The organism is Comamonadaceae bacterium OTU4NAUVB1, assembly GCA_024372625.1.
Classification (GTDB): domain Bacteria; phylum Pseudomonadota; class Gammaproteobacteria; order Burkholderiales; family Burkholderiaceae_C; genus Variovorax.
On sequence record CP099605.1, the window covers coordinates 2340352 to 2358173 of the forward strand.

A 17822-nucleotide genomic window follows, 5' to 3' on the forward strand; every position below is an offset into this window, starting at 1 on the left:
GTGATTTTCAATAGCCCAGGGCCAGCCCGCTGTTGCGGCGCGGATCGTTGGCGCCGTAGAAGCGGTTCCTGCCGACCGGCTTGCCGCCCAGGGACGGCGCGCCGACGATGATCGCCGCCATGTGGTTGGCAGGTTGCGGCACGCCCAGGTTGTGGCCCATCCCGACCAGCAGCGCGCGCGTGTCGGGGCTCAGCGCGAACGTCTCGACATTGGTGACGTCGGGCAGCCATTGCTGGTGGAAGCGCGGCGCGTCGACGGCCTCCTGCACGTTCATCCCGTAGTCGACGATGTTGAGGATGCTGTGCAGCACGGCCGTGATGATCCGGCTGCCACCGGGTGTGCCGACCACCAGGACCGGCGCGCCGTCCTTGCTGACGATCGTCGGGCTCATGGAGCTCAGCGGCCGCTTGCCGGGAGCGATGACGTTGGCCTCGCCCTGGACCAGGCCGTAGAGGTTGGGCACACCGATCTTGGCGGTGAAATCGTCCATCTCGTTGTTGAGCAGCACGCCGGTGCCCGAGGCCATCACCTTGGCGCCGAACCAGTCGTTGAGCGTGTAGGTGACCGCGACGGCGTTGCCCCATCGGTCGGTGATCGAATAGTGGGTGGTGTTGCTGCCCTCGTGCGGCGCGACACCGGGCTTGATGTCCCTGGAGACGCCGGCCTTGTTCGGATCGATGGCGGCGCGGACCTTCTCGGCGTAGCCTTTGTCGAGCAGGCGCTCGAGCGGGTTCTTCACGAAATCGGGATCGCCCAGATAGCTGTTGCGGTCGACATAGGCATGGCGCATGGCCTCGATCTGGTAGTGCACCGACTGCGCCGAGCGGAAGCCCAGGTCCTTCAGCGGATAGCCCTCGAGGATGTTGAGCATCTCGCAGATGACCACACCGCCCGAACTCGGCGGCGGCGCCGAGATCACGCGATGGCCGCGATAGTCGCACTCCACTGGCGCGAGTTCGCGTGTGCGGTACTGGTCGAGGTCGGCCTGCGTGATGATGCCTTTGCCCGCCTGGCTCGATGCCACGATCGCGGCGCCGACCCTGCCCTTGTAGAAGCCATCGGTACCTTGGCGGCTGATCGCGCGCAACGTGCGGGCGAGGTCCCTCTGCACCAGCTTCTGCCCGACCGCGAAGGGCTCGCCCTTGTTCAGGAAGATCGCGCCGCTGTCGGCGTCCTTCCTGAAATCGGCGGTCGCGGTGGCCAGCATGTCGATGTCGCCCTGGTCGAGCGTGAAACCCCTGTCGGCCAAGGCGATGGCCGGCGCGATGAGTTCGGCACGCGACATCGTGCCGTAGCGCTCGCGCGCCAGCTCGAGCCCGGACACCGTGCCTGGCACGCCCACGGCCAGATGGCCTTGGGTGCTCAAGCCCTTGACGACGTTGCCGTCCTTGTCGAGGTACATGTCGGCGGTCGCGGCCAGCGGCGCCTTCTCGCGGAAATCCAGGAAGGTCTTGCGGCCGTCGGCGAGCTGGGCCGTCATGAAGCCACCACCGCCGAGGTTGCCCGCTGCCGGGTAGACCACCGCCAGTGCATAGCCCACCGCCACCGCCGAATCGACGGCATTGCCACCGCGCCGCAGCACGTCGACGCCGACCCGTGTCGCGAGCTGCTGGGCCGTCACGACCATGCCGTTCTCCGCCGCGACCGGCGCCATCGATGCCGCGTGCGAGGGTGCGATGGCCGACAAGGAAAGACAGAACGCCGCACCGGCGATCATCCGCCGGATAAGACTTGGGTTTGCATTTTTCATTGGGAGGATGGCTCCTTGGACCATGGCGCCGCCGAAGGGGTGGCCGTGCCCGCATCGGGCAGGCTGCCCGCGATCGGACAAGGGACTTGCGGCATCACGGATTATCGGCGCGACGCCACCAAGGCGCGTCCATCGGCTCACCCACGCATCTCGCGCAGTCACCGTCCGACTAAGCGACGAAACGACCGAAGCAAAGCCGACCCCGCATGAGAAAGCCACCCGAAGGTGGCTTTCTCGGCGTCAAAGCGACGCGCTGCGGTCGAGCGTCGAAATGCAGCATGGATCTCAATGATCCCGAAGTCGATTCCGAAGGTACGTCATCGGGATCGACCGTCTTGTATGGTGGAGCTGGGGGGATTCGAACCCCCGTCCGCAAGCCTTCATCGCGCAGTTCTACATGTTTAGCGATCTGTTTTGATCTCGCTTCCGGAATCGCGCAGTCGCACGCTAGACCGGACGCCAGTGCCCTATTTTCTCGTTCTTGCCCAAGGCACCCGGGCAAGAACCAGCCGATGTAATTATCTTTGCAGCTCAGGATCGATGGATTGCTCCATCGGCCCTTTGCCCAGCCCATCGGCGTGCTGTTGCAAAGTCACCGGCAATTAAGCGGCGAGTGCGTACGATTGATCGTTTGCAGTTAGTTTTTTTGAATCTGATTAACGAGCGCATTCAGCTCGACATGCACCACAGCGACTCCGAACCCACGTCGAAACCAGTGCAGCCCCAAGACTGTCATTTTAGACCACATCGAGTGATTGCAAGACCTCCAGGGGAGATTTCACATGCCCGTGAGCCCGCCACAGCGTCACGTCCGCGTTCGCACCCATGTAGCCGTAAGTGGCTGCCAGGGTCGTCATGCCGGCCGCACGTCCGGCCACGATGTCACGCTCGTCATCGCCCACGTAGATGCAGCGGGTCGGATCGACATTCAAGCGCCGGGCAGCTTCGAACAAAGGTTCGGGATGCGGTTTGGCGAACGGTGTGGTGTCCCCGCTGACCACAGCGCCGGCCGTGCCGAAAGCCGGAATGGCCGCGACCAGTGGATCGGTGAAACGCGCGGCTTTGTTGGTCACGATGCCCCACGGCAGTTGTCGACCGACCAGCGCGTCGATCAACGGCATGACGCCCTCGAAGACGTGAGTCTCCAACAGCATCCGGGCTTCGTAATTGACGAAGAACTCCTCGCGCAGGGTGGCGAACTCGGGCGATTCCGGCGTCAATCCAAACGCGATCCCGAGCATGCCGCGTGCGCCTGCGCCGGCCATGGGTCGATAGACGGACTGCGGGAGGGACGAAAGGCCACGGTCGGTGCGCATCTTGTCCGCGGCGGCGCCGAGGTCCGGCGCGCTGTCGATCAGGGTGCCGTCGAGATCGAACAGGATGGCCTGGATGGTGGACGTCATGCTCACTCCGGCTTTCGCGTTGCGAACATGTAGTTGACACTGGTGTCCGCACTGAGCCAATACCGACGCGTGATCGGGTTGTATTGCAACCCGCGCGTGTGGCGAAGGTCGAGGCCGGCCGTGCGGCAGTGGGTCGCGAGTTCGGCCGGCCGGATGAACTTCCGGTATTCATGCGTGCCTTTTGGCAACATGCCCAGCACGTACTCGGCGCCGACGATGGCCAACAGGAACGACTTGGGATTCCGGTGGATCGTGGAGAAGAAGACCCAGCCACCGGGCTTGACGAGATCGGCGCAGGCCTTGACCACCGACGCAGGCTGGGGAACGTGCTCGAGCATCTCCATGCAGGTCACCACGTCGAAGCTGCCGGGTTGCTCCAGGGCCAGGGCCTCGACGCTGACTTCACGGTACTTCACCCCCTGGGTCGATGCTTCGAGCGCATGGAGCTGTGCCACCTTGAGCGCCTTGCCGGCCAGATCGATGCCCAACACTTCCGCTCCCTTGCGCGCCATGGCATCGGCCAGGATGCCTCCACCACACCCGACGTCGAGCGCCTGGCGTCCCGCGAGCGGCGCGATGCCTTCGATCCATTCGAGGCGCAGGGGATTGATTTCGTGCAATGGACGAAACTCGCTTTCAAGGTCCCACCAACGATGTGCAAGCTCGGAAAACTTTGCCAGTTCGGCGGGATCGGCATTGACGGTGCTATTCATGATTTGGGCTTTTTTGAAATCTTGTCAAAAGTCGATCATGACTTTCTTATCGACAACAGGGTTCTCTCGGAAATTTTGCCAACAAAAAATCCAGGCCAAAAAAAACCCCGCCGCAGCGGGGTTTTCCATCGAGGATCTTTTCAGATCAACGGGTGGCGCGGGTACCAACCACTTCGATTTCCACGCGGCGGTTCTTGGCACGGCCTGCGGCGGTGCGGTTGTCGGCCACGGGCTGCTTCTCGCCCTTGCCTTCGGTGTAGACGCGATTGCGTTCGATGCCCTTGGTGACCAGATAAGCCTTGACAGCTTCGGCACGACGGACCGACAGACGCTGGTTATAGGCGTCGGTGCCGACCGAATCGGTGTGACCCACGGCAATGATGACTTCGAGGTTGACGTCGCGGATCTTGGAGACCAGATCGTCAAGCTTCGCACGGCCTTCCGGCTTGAGCACCGACTTGTCGAAGTCGAAGAAGGCATCGGCAGCGAAGGTGACCTTCGAAGCTGCAACGGGCGGCGGCGTCACGACCGGCGGTGCGACCGGTGCAGGCGGAGCGACTGCCACGGGCGCGGCGGCGACGGGAACGAGGGCGCCATCGCAGCCAGTCGTTGCGGTCGCAGGCGTCCAGGAGGAATCGCGCCAGCACAGTTCGTTCGTGCCGTTCTTCCAGACGAGTTCACCAGTGCCGTTTTGCCAGTTGTCGTTCACCGGGCCGCCATTCGCAGCGGTGACACGGGTCTGCGCGCCGGCGGCAGTGGCGAGCGCAGCGACTGCAAACATCATCGCCACTTTATTGAGTTTCTTCATGGTTCTCCTCTTGGGGAAAAAGCCGCAGACGCGCTGCGAATCAGGGACGCTTTAAGTGACCACCACCCAAAACGTTGAGACGATTGTGCCATAGGGCCTTTCCCAAACCGGGCGGGGGCGCGGCCCGAATCGTAGGACTGCAGCGGAATACGGCGCTTGTGTTGCGGCTTAACGACACCCGTCAAAGCGTAAAATTCGGCCTTCCTGCCGACTGCCCGCCCTGCCCATGACCTCGTTCGCCAAAGAAACTCTCCCCATCAGCCTAGAGGAGGAGATGCGCCGCAGCTACCTCGATTACGCCATGAGCGTGATCGTCGGTCGAGCCCTCCCGGATGCCCGGGACGGACTCAAGCCGGTGCATCGGCGCGTGCTGTACGCCATGCACGAGCTCAACAACGACTGGAACCGCCCCTACAAGAAGTCGGCCCGCATCGTGGGCGACGTGATCGGCAAATACCACCCGCATGGCGACCAGTCGGTCTACGACACGATCGTGCGTCTTGCGCAAAACTTCTCGATGCGCCACATGCTGGTGGATGGTCAGGGCAATTTCGGTTCGGTCGATGGCGACATGGCCGCAGCGATGCGCTATACGGAAATTCGCCTTTCCAAGATCGCGCATGAAATGCTCGGCGACATCGACAAGGAGACCGTCGATTTCCAAGACAATTACGACGGTTCGGAAAAAGAGCCGGTCGTATTGCCCAGTCGGCTCCCCAACCTGCTGGTCAATGGCGCCGGCGGAATTGCGGTGGGCATGGCCACCAACATTCCGCCCCACAATCTCAATGAGGTGGTGGATGCGTGCATGCACCTGCTGCGCCATCCCGATGCGAGCGTCGACGACCTCATGGAATTCGTGCCGGCGCCGGACTTTCCGACGGCCGGGATCATCTACGGCATCAATGGCATCAAGGACGGCTACCGCACGGGACGCGGCAAGGTCGTGATGCGGGCGCGCTGCCACTTCGAGGACATCGATCGCGGGCAGCGCCAGGCGATCATCGTCGACGAGCTGCCCTACCAGGTCAACAAGAAGACGTTGCAGGAACGCATGGCGGAGTTGGTGCACGAGAAGAAGATCGAGGGCATCAGCCACATCCAGGACGAGTCGGACAAGTCCGGCATGCGTCTGGTGATCGAACTCAAGCGCGGCGAAGTGCCCGAGGTGGTGCTCAACAACCTCTACAAGCAGACACAGCTCCAGGACACGTTCGGCATGAACATGGTGGCGCTGATCGATGGCCAGCCGCGCCTGTGCAACCTCAAGGATCTGATCGAGGTCTTCCTGCAGCATCGCCGCGAAGTGGTCACGCGCCGTACCGTCTTCACGTTGCGCAAGGCGCGCGAACGCGGCCACGTCCTCGAAGGCCTGGCGGTCGCGTTGGCCAACATCGACGACTTCATCGCCATCATCCGCAACGCGCCTACCCCGCCCGTGGCGAAGGCCGAGCTCATGAGCCGATCGTGGGACAGTCCCCTGGTGCGCGAGATGCTTACCCGGGCACGCGCCGACGGCGGCGTGATCAACGCCGACGACTACCGACCCGACGGCCTGGAAGCGGTCTTCGGGATGGGATCGGACGGCCTCTATCGCCTGTCGGAGACGCAGGCGCAGGAAATCCTGCAGATGCGCCTGCAGCGCCTGACGGGGCTCGAACAGGACAAGATCGTTGCCGAGTACCGCGAGGTGATGGCCGAGATCGACGACCTGCTCGACATCCTGGCGCGACCGGAGCGCGTGTCGGTGATCATCGGCGACGAGCTGGGCACGATCCGCCAGGAGTTCGGCCAGACCAAGCTCGGCGCGCGCCGCAGCCAGGTCGAACACAGCGCCTATGACCTGTCCACGGAGGACCTCATCACGCCGACCGACATGGTCGTGACGCTGTCCCACACCGGCTATATAAAGAGTCAGCCCCTGGGGGAATACCGGGCGCAGAAGCGCGGTGGTCGCGGCAAGCAGGCCACGGCGACGAAAGAGGACGACTGGGTCGACCAGCTCTTCATCGCCAACACGCACCACTACATCCTGTGCTTCTCCAACCGAGGCCGGCTCTACTGGCTCAAGGTCTGGGAGGTGCCGGCCGGTTCACGCGGTTCGCGCGGGCGGCCCATCGTCAACATGTTCCCGCTCCAGGAGGGTGAGAAGATCAACGTCGTGCTGGCCTTGACCGGTGAGAAGCGCACCTTCCCGGCCGACCAGTACGTCTTCATGGCGACCTCGATGGGCACGGTGAAGAAGACCGCGCTCAATGAATTCAGCAACCCGCGCAAGGCCGGCATCATCGCCGTGGACCTCGACCCCGGCGACTACCTCGTGGGCGCCGCGCTGACCGACGGCAAGCACGACGTGATGCTGTTCTCCGATGGCGGCAAGGCGGTGCGTTTCGACGAGAACGACGTGCGTCCCATGGGCCGCAACGCCCGGGGCGTGCGGGGCATGACGCTGGAGGACGGCCAGGGCGTGATCGCCATGCTGGTGGCCGAGGACGAGCAGCAGAGCGTGCTCACCGCCACCCAGAACGGCTATGGCAAGCGCACCGGCATCACCGAATACACCCGCCATGGCCGGGGAACCAAAGGCATGATCGCCATTCAACAGAGCGAGCGCAACGGCAAGGTGGTTGCGGCCACGCTGGTGCACGCCGACGACGAGATCATGCTCATCACGGACAAGGGCGTCCTGGTGCGCACCCGGGTCGCGGAGATCCGCGAACTCGGCCGGGCCACCCAGGGCGTCACGCTCATCGGCCTCGACGAGGGCGCCAAGCTCAGCGGCCTTCAGCGCATCGTCGAGAACGACGCCAATGTCGACACGTCCGAGGACGGCGAAGACGACATCGGCCTCGACGGCACTTCCTCATCTTCAACGGAGAATCCTCAGTGAAAAACATCAAGCTTGCGGTCCTGACGGTCGCACTGGCAGCCAGTTCGGTCGTGATGGCGCAAGACAAGTCGGCGCTCGTCAAACAGCTGCTCGACGTCCAGCGCCCTTCCGTCGAAGGCATGGCGCGCATCCTCGTGAACGATTCCGTGCAACCCATCGTCCAGGCTGGTGGCGAGTACCTGCAGACGCGCGTGGAACCCGAGAAGCGCGAGGCGCTGGGCAAGGCGGCGGAAACGGAGATCCAGAAGTATGTGCAGGATGCGTTTCCGATCGTGCGCGACAAGGCGGTGCAACTCGCCCCCAGCACCGTCGGCCCCTTGCTGGAACAGAATTTCAGCGAAGAGGAACTGCGCCAGCTCGTCGCGTGGCTGAGCTCGCCCCTGAGCAAGAAGTTCTCCGACATCAACCCGCAACTCGGCGCGGCGCTGACGCAGAAGCTGGTCGCCGACGTGCGCCCGACCATCGACCCCAAGCTGCAGGCCCTCAACGTCAGCGTCGCCAAGGCACTGGGCGCACCGACCGACGGCCAGGCCGCCGCGCCGGCCGCCAAGGCTCCGGCCAAGGCCACGGCTCCCGCCAAGAAGTGAGCATCGACATGGGCACGACGCCGGGCATCGCGCGCCCCTACAACTTCTCCGCCGGCCCGGCCGCCATGCCCGAGGACGTGCTGAAGACGGCCGCGGCCGAGATGCTCGACTGGCACGGCAGCGGCCTGGGCGTGATGGAGATGAGCCACCGCGGCAAGGAATTTGGTGCCATCGCGGCCCAGGCCGAGGCCGACCTGAGGCGGTTGCTGGCGGTCCCGGACCATTTCCACATCCTGTTCATGCAGGGCGGCGGCCTGGGCGAGAACGCCATCGTGCCCATGAACCTGTCGCGCGGTACCGCCGCAGATTTCGTGGTCACCGGCAGCTGGAGCGCCAAGTCGCACAAGGAGGCACAGCGCTATTGCCAGGCCCGCGTGGCGGCCAGCAACGCGGCCGGTCGCCATACGCGACTGCCCGATCCCGCGACGTGGCAGCTCTCCGCCGACGCCGCGTACGTCCACGTGTGCACCAACGAGACCATCCATGGTGTCGAGGTGCAGGAACTGCCCGACCTCACGGCGCTCGGCAGCGACGCGCCGCTGGTCATCGACTTCTCCTCGCACGTCGCCTCGCGCCCGGTCGACTGGCGCCGTGTTGCGCTGGCCTTCGGCGGCGCCCAGAAGAACCTGGGTCCGGCGGGCCTGACGCTGGTGATCGTGCGCGACGACCTGCTCGGCCACGCGCTCGAGATCTGTCCGAGCGCGTTCAACTACAAGACCGTGGCCGACAACGGCTCGATGTACAACACGCCGCCCACCTGGGGCATCTATGTCGCCGGGCTGACCTTCGACTGGCTGCTGAAACAGACCGAAGGCGAAACCAGCGGCATCGAGGCCATGGAAAGGCGCAATCTCGCCAAGGCGAAACTGCTCTATGGCTTCATCGACGGGTCGGGTTTCTACGAGAACCGGGTCGACCCCGCCTGCCGCTCGCGGATGAACGTGCCGTTCTTTCTGAAGGACGAAAGCCGCAACGAGGCCTTCCTGGCCGGCGCCAAGGCAGCCGGCCTGCTGCAGCTCAAGGGCCACAAGTCGGTCGGCGGCATGCGCGCGAGCATCTACAACGCGATGCCTATCGCTGGCGTGCAGGCGCTCGTGGACTACATGCGAGAATTCGAGACCTTGCAGGCCTGACCGAAGGCGCCGCTTCGCTTGCGCGGCGCCACAGGCCGTCCGAACGATGACCGCCTCAGCCCCGCCCTCCCCCTTGCCTCCTGCATCCGGCTCCCCCGACCACTCCGCCAGCCTGGCCGATCTGCGCGTCCGCATCGATTCGCTCGATCAGCGTCTGATCGAGCTGCTCAACCAGCGCGCGCACGTCGCGGAGGAAGTGGGCGAGATCAAGAAACGGGAAGGCACGCCTTATTTCCGGCCCGATCGGGTGGCGCAGGTCATCGACAAGATGCAGCGCACCAACGGCGGGCCGCTCAAGAGCAACCATGTCGCGGCGATCTGGCGCGAGATCATGTCGGCCTGTCTGGCGCTCGAATCGCCCCAGCGCGTGGCCGTGCTCGGGCCGGAAGGCACGTTCTGCGAACAGGCGGCCGTCGAGTACTTCGGTGGTGCCGCCGACCTCGTCTACTGCGCGAGCTTCGACGAGGTGTTCCATGCCACCGCCGCGGGCAGCGCCCAATACGGCGTCGTCGGCGTCGAGAACTCGACCGAAGGCGTCGTCACGCGTTCGCTCGACCTGTTCCTGCACTCGCCCACCCACGTGGTCGGCGAGGTCAGTCTGCTGGTGCGGCATCACCTCCTGCGCACGACCAACTCGCTCCAGGGCATCGAGGCGGTGCTCGCCCATCCCCAGGCCCTGGCCCAGTGCCAGACGTGGCTGTCCAAGCACCTGCCCGACGCCGAACGCCGCGCCGTCGCCAGCAACGCCGAGGGCGCACGGCTCGCCGCCGGCAACCCGGCCTGGGCCGCGCTGGCCAGCGATCGGGCCGCCACCCGTTTCGGCCTACACATCGTGGCCCACGCCATCCAGGACGACTCCTACAACCGCACCCGCTTCGCCATCATCTGCCTGCCGCAGACGCTGGCGATGCCGCCCGCGTCCAGCCGCGACTGCACCAGCCTGGTCGTGTCGGTCCCCAACCGGCCCGGCGCGGTGCACGACCTGCTGATGCCGCTGAAGGCGCACAACGTGTCGATGACCCGCTTCGAGTCGCGTCCGGCACGCACCGGCCAGTGGGAGTACTACTTCTACATCGACCTCGACGGCCACCCGTCGCAGCCCAACGTGGCCGCGGCCCTGACCGAGCTGCGCGCGGCCTGCGCGTTCTACAAGGTGCTGGGCGCATATCCGGTGACATGAGCGCGGTGCTCCGCTCCGAAGAAGACACCGTCGGGTTTGAACGCCTGGGACTCATCGGCTGCGGCCTGATCGGTGGCTCGTTCGCCCTGGCCCTGCGCCGGGCGAAGCTGGCGCGCCACATCGTCGGCTGCAGCGCGTCTTCCGTCGTCACCGAACGCGCCCGCACGCTCGGCGTCATCGACGAAGCCGCGGCGTCGGCGGCGGACGCGGTCGCTGGCTGCGACATCGTGCTGGTGGCGGTGCCTGTGGCCGCGACCGAATCGACGTTGCTGGCGATCGAGAAACATCTCGCGGCCGGGGCGCTCGTGATGGACGTCGGATCGACCAAGGGCGACGTGGTCGCCGCGGCGCGGCGCGTCCTGCCCCCGCATCGCCTCGCCGACTTCGTGCCCGCGCATCCGATCGCGGGCAAGGAAGTCGCGGGCGTCGAACATGCCGAGGCCTCGCTGTTCGACGGCCGTCAGGTGGTGCTGACGCCGCTCGACGTCACCGCACCGGCCAGCGTGCGGCGGGCGACGGACGTCTGGCGCGCCATCGGCTCGCGCGTCGTCACCATGACACCCTGCGCGCACGACAGCGCCTTTGCCGCCGTCAGTCACCTGCCCCATCTGCTCGCCTTCGCCTTCGTCAACGGTCTGGCCGCGCAGCCCGGCGGGGCGGAAGCCCTGGCCGTCGCCGGTCCCGGGTTCCGGGACTTCTCGCGGATCGCCGCGAGCAACCCCGCCATCTGGCGCGACATCCTGCTGGCCAATCGCATGCAGGTGCTCGCGCACGCCCAGGCATTCCGGGCGGCGCTGCTCGACCTGGAAATGCTGATCGCGTCCGGCGACGGCCCCGCGCTCGAATCCGCCATCGCCGCCGCCCGGGACATCCGCGCGCCCTGGCGGCTGGGCGCCAACACTCCCTCGACCGACTGACCAACGCCATGTACGCCACGCCCTTTCTCGACATCCCCGCGCTGGTCTCGGCGGCCGGCACCGTGCGACTGCCTGGCTCCAAGAGCATCTCCAACCGCGTCCTGCTGCTGGCCGCGCTGGCCGAGGGCGTCACGACCGTGCACGACCTGCTCGATTCCGACGACACCCGCGTCATGCTCGATGCGCTGCGCACGCTCGGCTGCGGCATCGCGCAGGACGGTCCGGTGCTGCGCATCGAAGGCCTCGGCGGCGTGCTGCGCACGCCCCGCGCGGCGCTGTTCCTGGGCAACGCCGGCACCGCGATGCGGCCGTTGACCGCCGCCCTCGCCCTGCTGGGTGGCGACTTCGACCTCAGCGGCGTGCCGCGCATGCACGAGCGTCCGATCGGCGACCTCGTCGACGCCCTCACCCAGATCGGCTGCCGCATCGACTACCTGGGCAACCCGGGCTATCCACCGTTGCGCATTCACCCGGTCGCGATCGACACGCTGGCGCTGGATGCACCGATCCGCGTGCGCGGAGATGTCTCCAGCCAGTTCCTGACGGCGCTGCTGCTCGCACTGCCGCTGGCCTCGGGTCAAGGCACGGCGACGCCACGCGACATCGTGATCGAGGTGATCGGCGAGCTGATCTCCAAGCCCTACATCGAGATCACGCTCAACCTGCTCGCGCGCTTCGGCATCGCGGTGCGCCGCGACGGGTGGGAACGCTTCACGATTCCGGCGTCGAGCCGCTACCGCTCGCCGGGCGCCGTCCACGTCGAGGCCGACGCGTCGTCGGCGAGCTACTTCATCGCCCTGGGCGCCTTGGCCGCCACCCGTGACGCGGGCCTTCGCATCGAGGGCGTGGGCGCCGAGTCCATCCAGGGGGACATCCGCTTCATCGACGCCGCCCGGGCGATGGGCGCACGCATCGACAGCGGCCCCAACTGGCTGCGCGTGGCGCGTGGCGCCTGGCCGCTCAAGGCCATCGACATCGACGCCAACCACATCCCCGACGCCGCGATGACCCTGGCCGTGATGGCGCTCCATGCGGACGCGCCGAGCATGCTGCGCAACATCGCGAGCTGGCGCGTCAAGGAGACCGACCGCATCGACGCCATGGCCGCCGAGCTGCGCAAGCTCGGCGCCACGGTGGAGGACGGCCCGGACTTCCTGCGCGTGCATCCGCTGCCGGCCGATGCCTGGCGCGCCGCTGCCATCGAGACCTACGACGACCACCGGATCGCGATGTGCTTCTCGCTCGCGGCCTTCAATCCGGCGTCGCGACCGGTGCGCATCCTCGATCCGCACTGCGTGGCCAAGACCTTCCCCGACTACTTCGAGGCGCTGTTCGGCGTTGTCGAGCCCGCGAACGTCCCGGTGATCTGCATCGACGGACCGTCGGCGTCGGGCAAGGGCACCCTGGCCGTCGAGGTCGCGCGCCACCTGGGCTACCACTACCTCGATTCGGGCTCGCTCTACCGGGTCGCCGGCCTGGCCATGCGCCGCGCCGGCCTCGAGGCCGTGCCACGCGACGAGTCCCGCATCGCCGCACTCGCGAGGGCGCTCCCGCTGCGATTCCACGCCGGCACGATCCTGCTGGGCGACGAGGACATCGGCGAGCTCATCCGCACCGAAGCCGCCGGCATGGACGCCTCGCGCGTCTCCGCCCTGCCGGCCGTGCGCGAGGCGCTCCTGGCCCTGCAGCAACGCTTCCGCCAGCTGCCCGGACTGGTCGCCGACGGACGCGACATGGGCACCGTGATCTTTCCGGACGCGTCGCTCAAGATCTACCTGACGGCCAATGCCGCGCAGCGTGCCGAGAGGCGCCATAAGCAATTGATTTCAAAGGACATTTCGACTACAATCGACAGTCTCCGCGCCGACCTGGAAGCGCGCGACCTCCGGGACTCCTCCCGCAGCGTCGCACCGCTGAAGCCGGCACACGACGCACGCCTCCTGGACAACTCCGCGCTTTCGGTCGAAGACTCGATCGAGCGCGTGCTGGACTGGTGGCAGCAGCAACAGCCTTTCGGAATTCCATCCTGAAGGATGTACACGGAGCAGCCGGTTCGAAGCCGGTCGCTTCCGCTCACGGTCCGGTGGGCCGCCTTCCGCGCGACAGCGCATCGGCGCACCGGTTTTATCAATCCCACGACCCGGGCGACAAGCCCACCAACCGCCGTCTCCAGATCCCCGCGCAGCCGCATGCAATTTCGCACGACGCGGCCGCCAACCCTGGCCTGACGGAAGGAACCATCAATGTCTGAATCTTTTGCCGACCTGTTCGAAGAATCCCTCAAGCGCTCCGAGATGCGCAGCGGCGAGGTCATCACCGCCGAAGTCGTTCGCGTCGAACACAACCACGTCGTCGTCAACGCCGGCCTGAAGTCCGAAGCGTACGTGCCGATCGAGGAGTTCAAGAACGACAAGGGTGAACTCGAAGTCCAGGCCGGCGACTTCGTCTCCGTGGCCATCGGCTCCGTCGAGAACGGCTACGGCGACACCATCCTCTCGCGCGACACGGCCAAGCGCCTCGCGTCCTGGATGAGCCTGGAGAAGGCCCTCGAATCCGGCGACTTCGTCACCGGCACCACCAGCGGCAAGGTCAAGGGCGGCCTCACGGTGCTCGTCAACGGCATCCGCGCCTTCCTGCCGGGTTCGCTGATCGACACGCGTCCGATCAAGGACCTGACCCCGTACGAGAACAAGACCCTGGAATTCAAGGTCATCAAGCTCGACCGCAAGCGCAACAACGTCGTGCTGTCGCGCCGTGCAGTGGTCGAGGCCAGCATGGGCGAGGAACGCGCCAAGCTGATGGAGACGCTGAAGGAAGGCGCCGTCGTCCGTGGCGTGGTCAAGAACATCACCGAGTACGGCGCGTTCGTCGACCTCGGCGGCATCGACGGCCTGCTGCACATCACCGACATGGCCTGGCGCCGTGTCCGCCACCCGAGCGAAGTCGTTCAGGCCGGCCAGGAAATCACCGCCAAGATCCTCAAGTTCGACACCGAGAAGAACCGTGTCTCGCTGGGTCTCAAGCAGATGGGCGACGATCCGTGGATGGGCGTCTCGCGCCGCTATCCGCAGTCGACCCGCCTGTTCGGCAAGGTCACGAACATCGCCGACTACGGCGCGTTCGTCGAACTCGAACCCGGCATCGAAGGCCTTGTGCACGTCTCCGAGATGGACTGGACCAACAAGAACATCGCTCCGAACAAGATCGTCTCCCTGGGCGACGAGGTCGAAGTCATGGTCCTGGAAATCGACGAGGACAAGCGCCGCATCAGCCTGGGCATGAAGCAGTGCAAGGCCAACCCGTGGCAGGAATTCGCGCAAAACACGAAGCGCGGCGACCGCGTCAAGGGTCCGATCAAGTCGATCACCGACTTCGGCGTGTTCGTCGGCTTGGCCGCCGGCATCGACGGCCTGGTTCACCTGTCGGACCTCTCGTGGAACGAAACCGGCGAAGCCGCGGTTCGCAATTACAAGAAGGGCCAGGAAGTCGAGGCGCTGGTGCTGGCGGTGGACGTCGATCGCGAACGCATCAGCCTGGGCATCAAGCAGCTCGACAGCGACCCTTTCACCACGTTCACGACCGTGAACGACAAGGGCCAGGTCGTCACCGGCAAGGTCAAGACCGTCGATGCACGCGGTGCGGAGATCGATCTGGGCGAGGACATCATCGGCTACCTGCGCGCCAGCGAGATCTCCCGCGACCGCGTGGAAGACGCCCGCAACGTGCTCAAGGAAGGCGATGAAGTCACGGCCGTGGTGGTGAACGTGGATCGCAAGACCCGCAACATCCAGCTGTCGATCAAGCAGAAGGACATGGTCGACGAGCAAGGCGCCATGGCCAACCTGAGCCAGCAGTCGGCCCGCGAGAACGCCGGCACGACCAGCCTGGGCGCCCTGCTGCGCGCCAAGCTGGACAACAGCGACAAGTAAGCCGTCCGGCAGGAGACAGGCGTGGCCGCAAGGCCACCCTGTCTTTTTTTTCGTCCTCCGAATGCCTCATCACAACGAGACGCCATGACCCGCTCCGACCTCGTGGAAGAACTCGCCGCCCGTTTCGCGCAGCTCACGCATCGCGATGCGGAATTCGCCGTCAAGACCATCCTCGACGCCATGAGCGACGCCATGGTGCGCGGTCACCGCATCGAGATCCGCGGTTTCGGCAGCTTCTCGGTCAACCGGCGGCCGCCACGCATCGGACGCAACCCGCGCTCCGGCGAGAGCGTTCAGATTCCCGAGAAGCGCGTGCCGCATTTCAAGCCAGGCAAGGCGCTGCGCGAAGCGGTCGATGCGCGGACCGCCGAGCTCGACGCCGATGGCGTCCGGGCCAACGGGCTGCAAAAGTAGAATGCGCCCGGGTTTTCGGGGACGCGCATGAAATACCTCCTGTGGCTGCTCAAGGCAGCCCTTTTTTTCACCCTCTTCGCCTTCGCGCTGAACAACCAGCACGATGCGACCGTCCACTTCTTCTTCGGCACGAACTGGCGAGCACCGCTCGTGCTGGTGGTGCTGGCGGCCTTCGCCGGCGGCGTGGTCGTCGGCGCGCTGGGCATGCTGCCGGGCTGGTGGAAGCACCGCAGCGCCGCGGCGGCGAACCATCCGGCCCTCGAAACGCCGACGGCGATCGTCGCCACCACCGTGCCGGCTCCCCTGGAAGCCGCCTCTTGCCCCCTGACCGACGTTCCCGCCGCCCGACAACATGGACTTTGATTTCAGCTGGCTGCTGCTGGGCTTTCCGATCGCCTTCGTGCTCGGGTGGCTCGCCTCGCGCTTCGACCTGCGCCAATTGAAGCTGGAGAACCGGCAGGCTCCCAAGGCCTACTTCCGAGGTCTGAATTTCCTGCTCAACGAGCAGCAGGACCAGGCCATCGACGCCTTCATCGAGGCCGTCCAGAATGATCCCGACACGCAGGAGCTGCACTTTGCCCTGGGCAACCTCTTCCGGCGCCGGGGCGAGTACCAGCGCGCCGTGCGCGTGCACGAACACCTGCTTGGACGCGGCGACCTGTCGCGTGCCGACCGCGAGCGGGCGCAGCATGCGCTGGCGCAGGATTTCCTGCGCGCCGGCCTGCTCGACCGCGCCGAGGCGGCGCTGCAGAAGCTCGAGGGCACGCGCTACGAGAACGAGGCGCGGCTGTCGCTGCTGGCCATCTACGAACGTTCGCGCGAATGGACGCAGGCCGCGGCGGTGGCCGAGAAGCTCGATGCGGCCGGCCAGGCGAGCCATTCGACGCGCCGCTCGCACTACCTGTGCGAGCAGGCGGCCGAACGTCTGGCCAAGGGCGACGACACCGCCGCGGCTGCCGAGCTGCTGCGGCAGGCCGTCGCGCTCGCCCCCACCGCGCCACGTCCGGCCATCGACACCGCCGCCCTGCAGTGGCGCATGGGCCAACCCGATGCCGCCTTCGACACCCTGATGGCACTGAGCGAACGCGCGCCGCTCGCGTTGCCCCTGTGCGCGGGCACGCTGCAGCAGGCGGCCGTCGCCGCGGGGCGCACGGGCGAGGCGCTGGCGCTCCTGGAGCGCCGCTACGCGGAGCAGCCCTCGATCGACCTGCTCGAAGCCATCATCGCCCTGGGTGGACTGCCCGTGCGGGCCGACGGCGGGACCCCGGTGTTCGAGGCGGCGTCGACACCGGCGCCGGAAACGGGCGTCGACGCGGCACCGCAGCAGGTGGGCACCACGCCCCGCGACGGCTACATCGCCCATTTGACCCGGCAACCGTCGCTGGTGGCAGCCTCGCGCTGGCTGGCCGGCGAGACCTTCGCCAACGAACAGTTCCATCCCCAGGTGCAGCGCGCGCTCGAGCAGGCGACGCGCCCGCTGATGCGCTACCGGTGCGCGGCCTGCGGCTTCGAGGCACACCAGTATTTCTGGCACTGCCCGGGTTGCCAGGCCTGGGACAGCTATCCGCCCCGGCGCGTCGAGGAACTGTGATCTCCCGCCGACGGCGCGCCGCATCGCGGCCGTCCGGACGTTCGATTTTGTAAGAAACCGCCGTCAAGGCGTCGCTAGAGTTGGGCTCGCGTCGGCACGGAAGTGACCGTCGCGATCGAAGCGTCACGCTTACATCCATCGCAACCCAGGGAGAGTCATTCACATGTTCAAGAAAATCCTCACCGTCGCCGCCATGCTGCTGGCCGCGTCGTCGTTCGCCGCCGTCGATGTCAACAAGGGCAGCGCGGCCGACCTGGATGGCCTCAAGGGCGTCGGCCCGAGTCTGTCCAAGCGCATCATCGACGCACGCGCGCAAGGCGAGTTCAAGGACTGGGGCGACCTGATGGGCCGCGTCAAGGGCGTCAAGGCCAGGACCGCGACCAAGCTGTCGGGCCAGGGCCTGACGGTCAACGGGAAAAGCTTCGATGACACCGCCGTCGCGGACAAGGCCGCCCGGGGCGATACCAAGACCCACGCTTCGACCAAGGCCAAGTAAGGCGCATCACG

15 protein-coding genes and 1 other RNA gene are annotated in these 17822 nt (G+C 66.2%); 11 read left to right on the forward strand and 5 right to left on the reverse strand.

What is annotated here, in order from left to right; translation table 11 throughout:
- Positions 1-7: 7 nt before the first annotated feature.
- The 5 genes from ggt to NF681_14470 form a co-directional block, all read right to left on the reverse strand.
- Positions 8-1717, reverse strand: coding sequence for a gamma-glutamyltransferase (ggt, locus tag NF681_14450; GenBank protein ID UST53508.1), 1710 nt, complete (start codon positions 1715-1717; stop codon positions 8-10).
- 373 nt (positions 1718-2090) lie between these two features.
- Positions 2091-2475: a transfer-messenger RNA gene (ssrA, locus tag NF681_14455) on the reverse strand.
- 12 nt (positions 2476-2487) lie between these two features.
- Positions 2488-3153, reverse strand: coding sequence for an HAD-IA family hydrolase (locus NF681_14460; protein ID UST53509.1), 666 nt, complete (start codon positions 3151-3153; stop codon positions 2488-2490).
- Positions 3154-3155: 2 nt separating this feature from the next.
- Complete coding sequence (ubiG, locus tag NF681_14465) at positions 3156-3866, reverse strand: bifunctional 2-polyprenyl-6-hydroxyphenol methylase/3-demethylubiquinol 3-O-methyltransferase UbiG (GenBank protein UST53510.1); 711 nt, start codon at positions 3864-3866, stop codon at positions 3156-3158.
- 145 nt (positions 3867-4011) lie between these two features.
- Positions 4012-4647: an OmpA family protein gene (locus NF681_14470; GenBank protein ID UST55784.1), complete on the reverse strand. Its 636-nt coding sequence runs from the start codon at positions 4645-4647 to the stop codon at positions 4012-4014.
- Between the two features lie 253 nt (positions 4648-4900).
- On the opposite strand from NF681_14470, the gene gyrA reads away from it, so the two are divergent.
- The 11 genes from gyrA to NF681_14525 all read left to right on the forward strand — a co-directional run bounded on the left by gyrA (position 4901) and on the right by NF681_14525 (position 17811).
- Positions 4901-7564 (forward strand): DNA gyrase subunit A, encoded by a 2664-nt coding sequence (gene gyrA, locus NF681_14475; protein UST53511.1) that lies wholly within the window; start codon positions 4901-4903, stop codon positions 7562-7564.
- Entirely contained in the window at positions 7561-8151 is a 591-nt protein-coding gene (locus NF681_14480; GenBank protein ID UST53512.1) for a DUF2059 domain-containing protein, read from the forward strand. Before gyrA ends, NF681_14480 begins: the two co-directional genes overlap by 4 nt.
- Positions 8152-8177: 26 nt before the next feature.
- Positions 8178-9284, forward strand: a complete 1107-nt coding sequence (serC, locus tag NF681_14485; protein UST55785.1) for a 3-phosphoserine/phosphohydroxythreonine transaminase — start codon at positions 8178-8180, stop codon at positions 9282-9284.
- Positions 9285-9330: 46 nt separating this feature from the next.
- Positions 9331-10464 carry a prephenate dehydratase gene (gene pheA / locus NF681_14490; GenBank protein ID UST53513.1) on the forward strand — a complete coding sequence of 378 codons (1134 nt, stop codon included), beginning with the start codon at positions 9331-9333 and terminating at the stop codon, positions 10462-10464.
- A complete protein-coding gene (locus NF681_14495; GenBank protein UST53514.1) occupies positions 10461-11381 on the forward strand; it encodes a prephenate dehydrogenase/arogenate dehydrogenase family protein in 921 nt (306 codons plus the stop codon). Before pheA ends, NF681_14495 begins: the two co-directional genes overlap by 4 nt.
- 8 nt (positions 11382-11389) lie before the next feature.
- The gene (locus NF681_14500; protein ID UST53515.1) at positions 11390-13411 is read left to right on the forward strand and encodes a bifunctional 3-phosphoshikimate 1-carboxyvinyltransferase/cytidylate kinase; all 2022 of its coding nucleotides are present in this window, start codon (positions 11390-11392) and stop codon (positions 13409-13411) included.
- Positions 13412-13624: 213 nt separating this feature from the next.
- Complete coding sequence (gene rpsA / locus NF681_14505) at positions 13625-15310, forward strand: 30S ribosomal protein S1 (GenBank protein UST53516.1); 1686 nt, start codon at positions 13625-13627, stop codon at positions 15308-15310.
- Positions 15311-15394: 84 nt separating this feature from the next.
- Entirely contained in the window at positions 15395-15724 is a 330-nt protein-coding gene (locus NF681_14510) for an integration host factor subunit beta (protein UST53517.1), read from the forward strand.
- Positions 15725-15751: 27 nt separating this feature from the next.
- Complete coding sequence (locus tag NF681_14515) at positions 15752-16087, forward strand: LapA family protein (GenBank protein UST53518.1); 336 nt, start codon at positions 15752-15754, stop codon at positions 16085-16087.
- A complete protein-coding gene (locus tag NF681_14520; GenBank protein ID UST53519.1) occupies positions 16077-17315 on the forward strand; it encodes a lipopolysaccharide assembly protein LapB in 1239 nt (412 codons plus the stop codon). Before NF681_14515 ends, NF681_14520 begins: the two co-directional genes overlap by 11 nt.
- 163 nt (positions 17316-17478) lie before the next feature.
- A complete protein-coding gene (locus tag NF681_14525) occupies positions 17479-17811 on the forward strand; it encodes a helix-hairpin-helix domain-containing protein (protein ID UST53520.1) in 333 nt (110 codons plus the stop codon).
- Positions 17812-17822 lie beyond the last annotated feature (11 nt).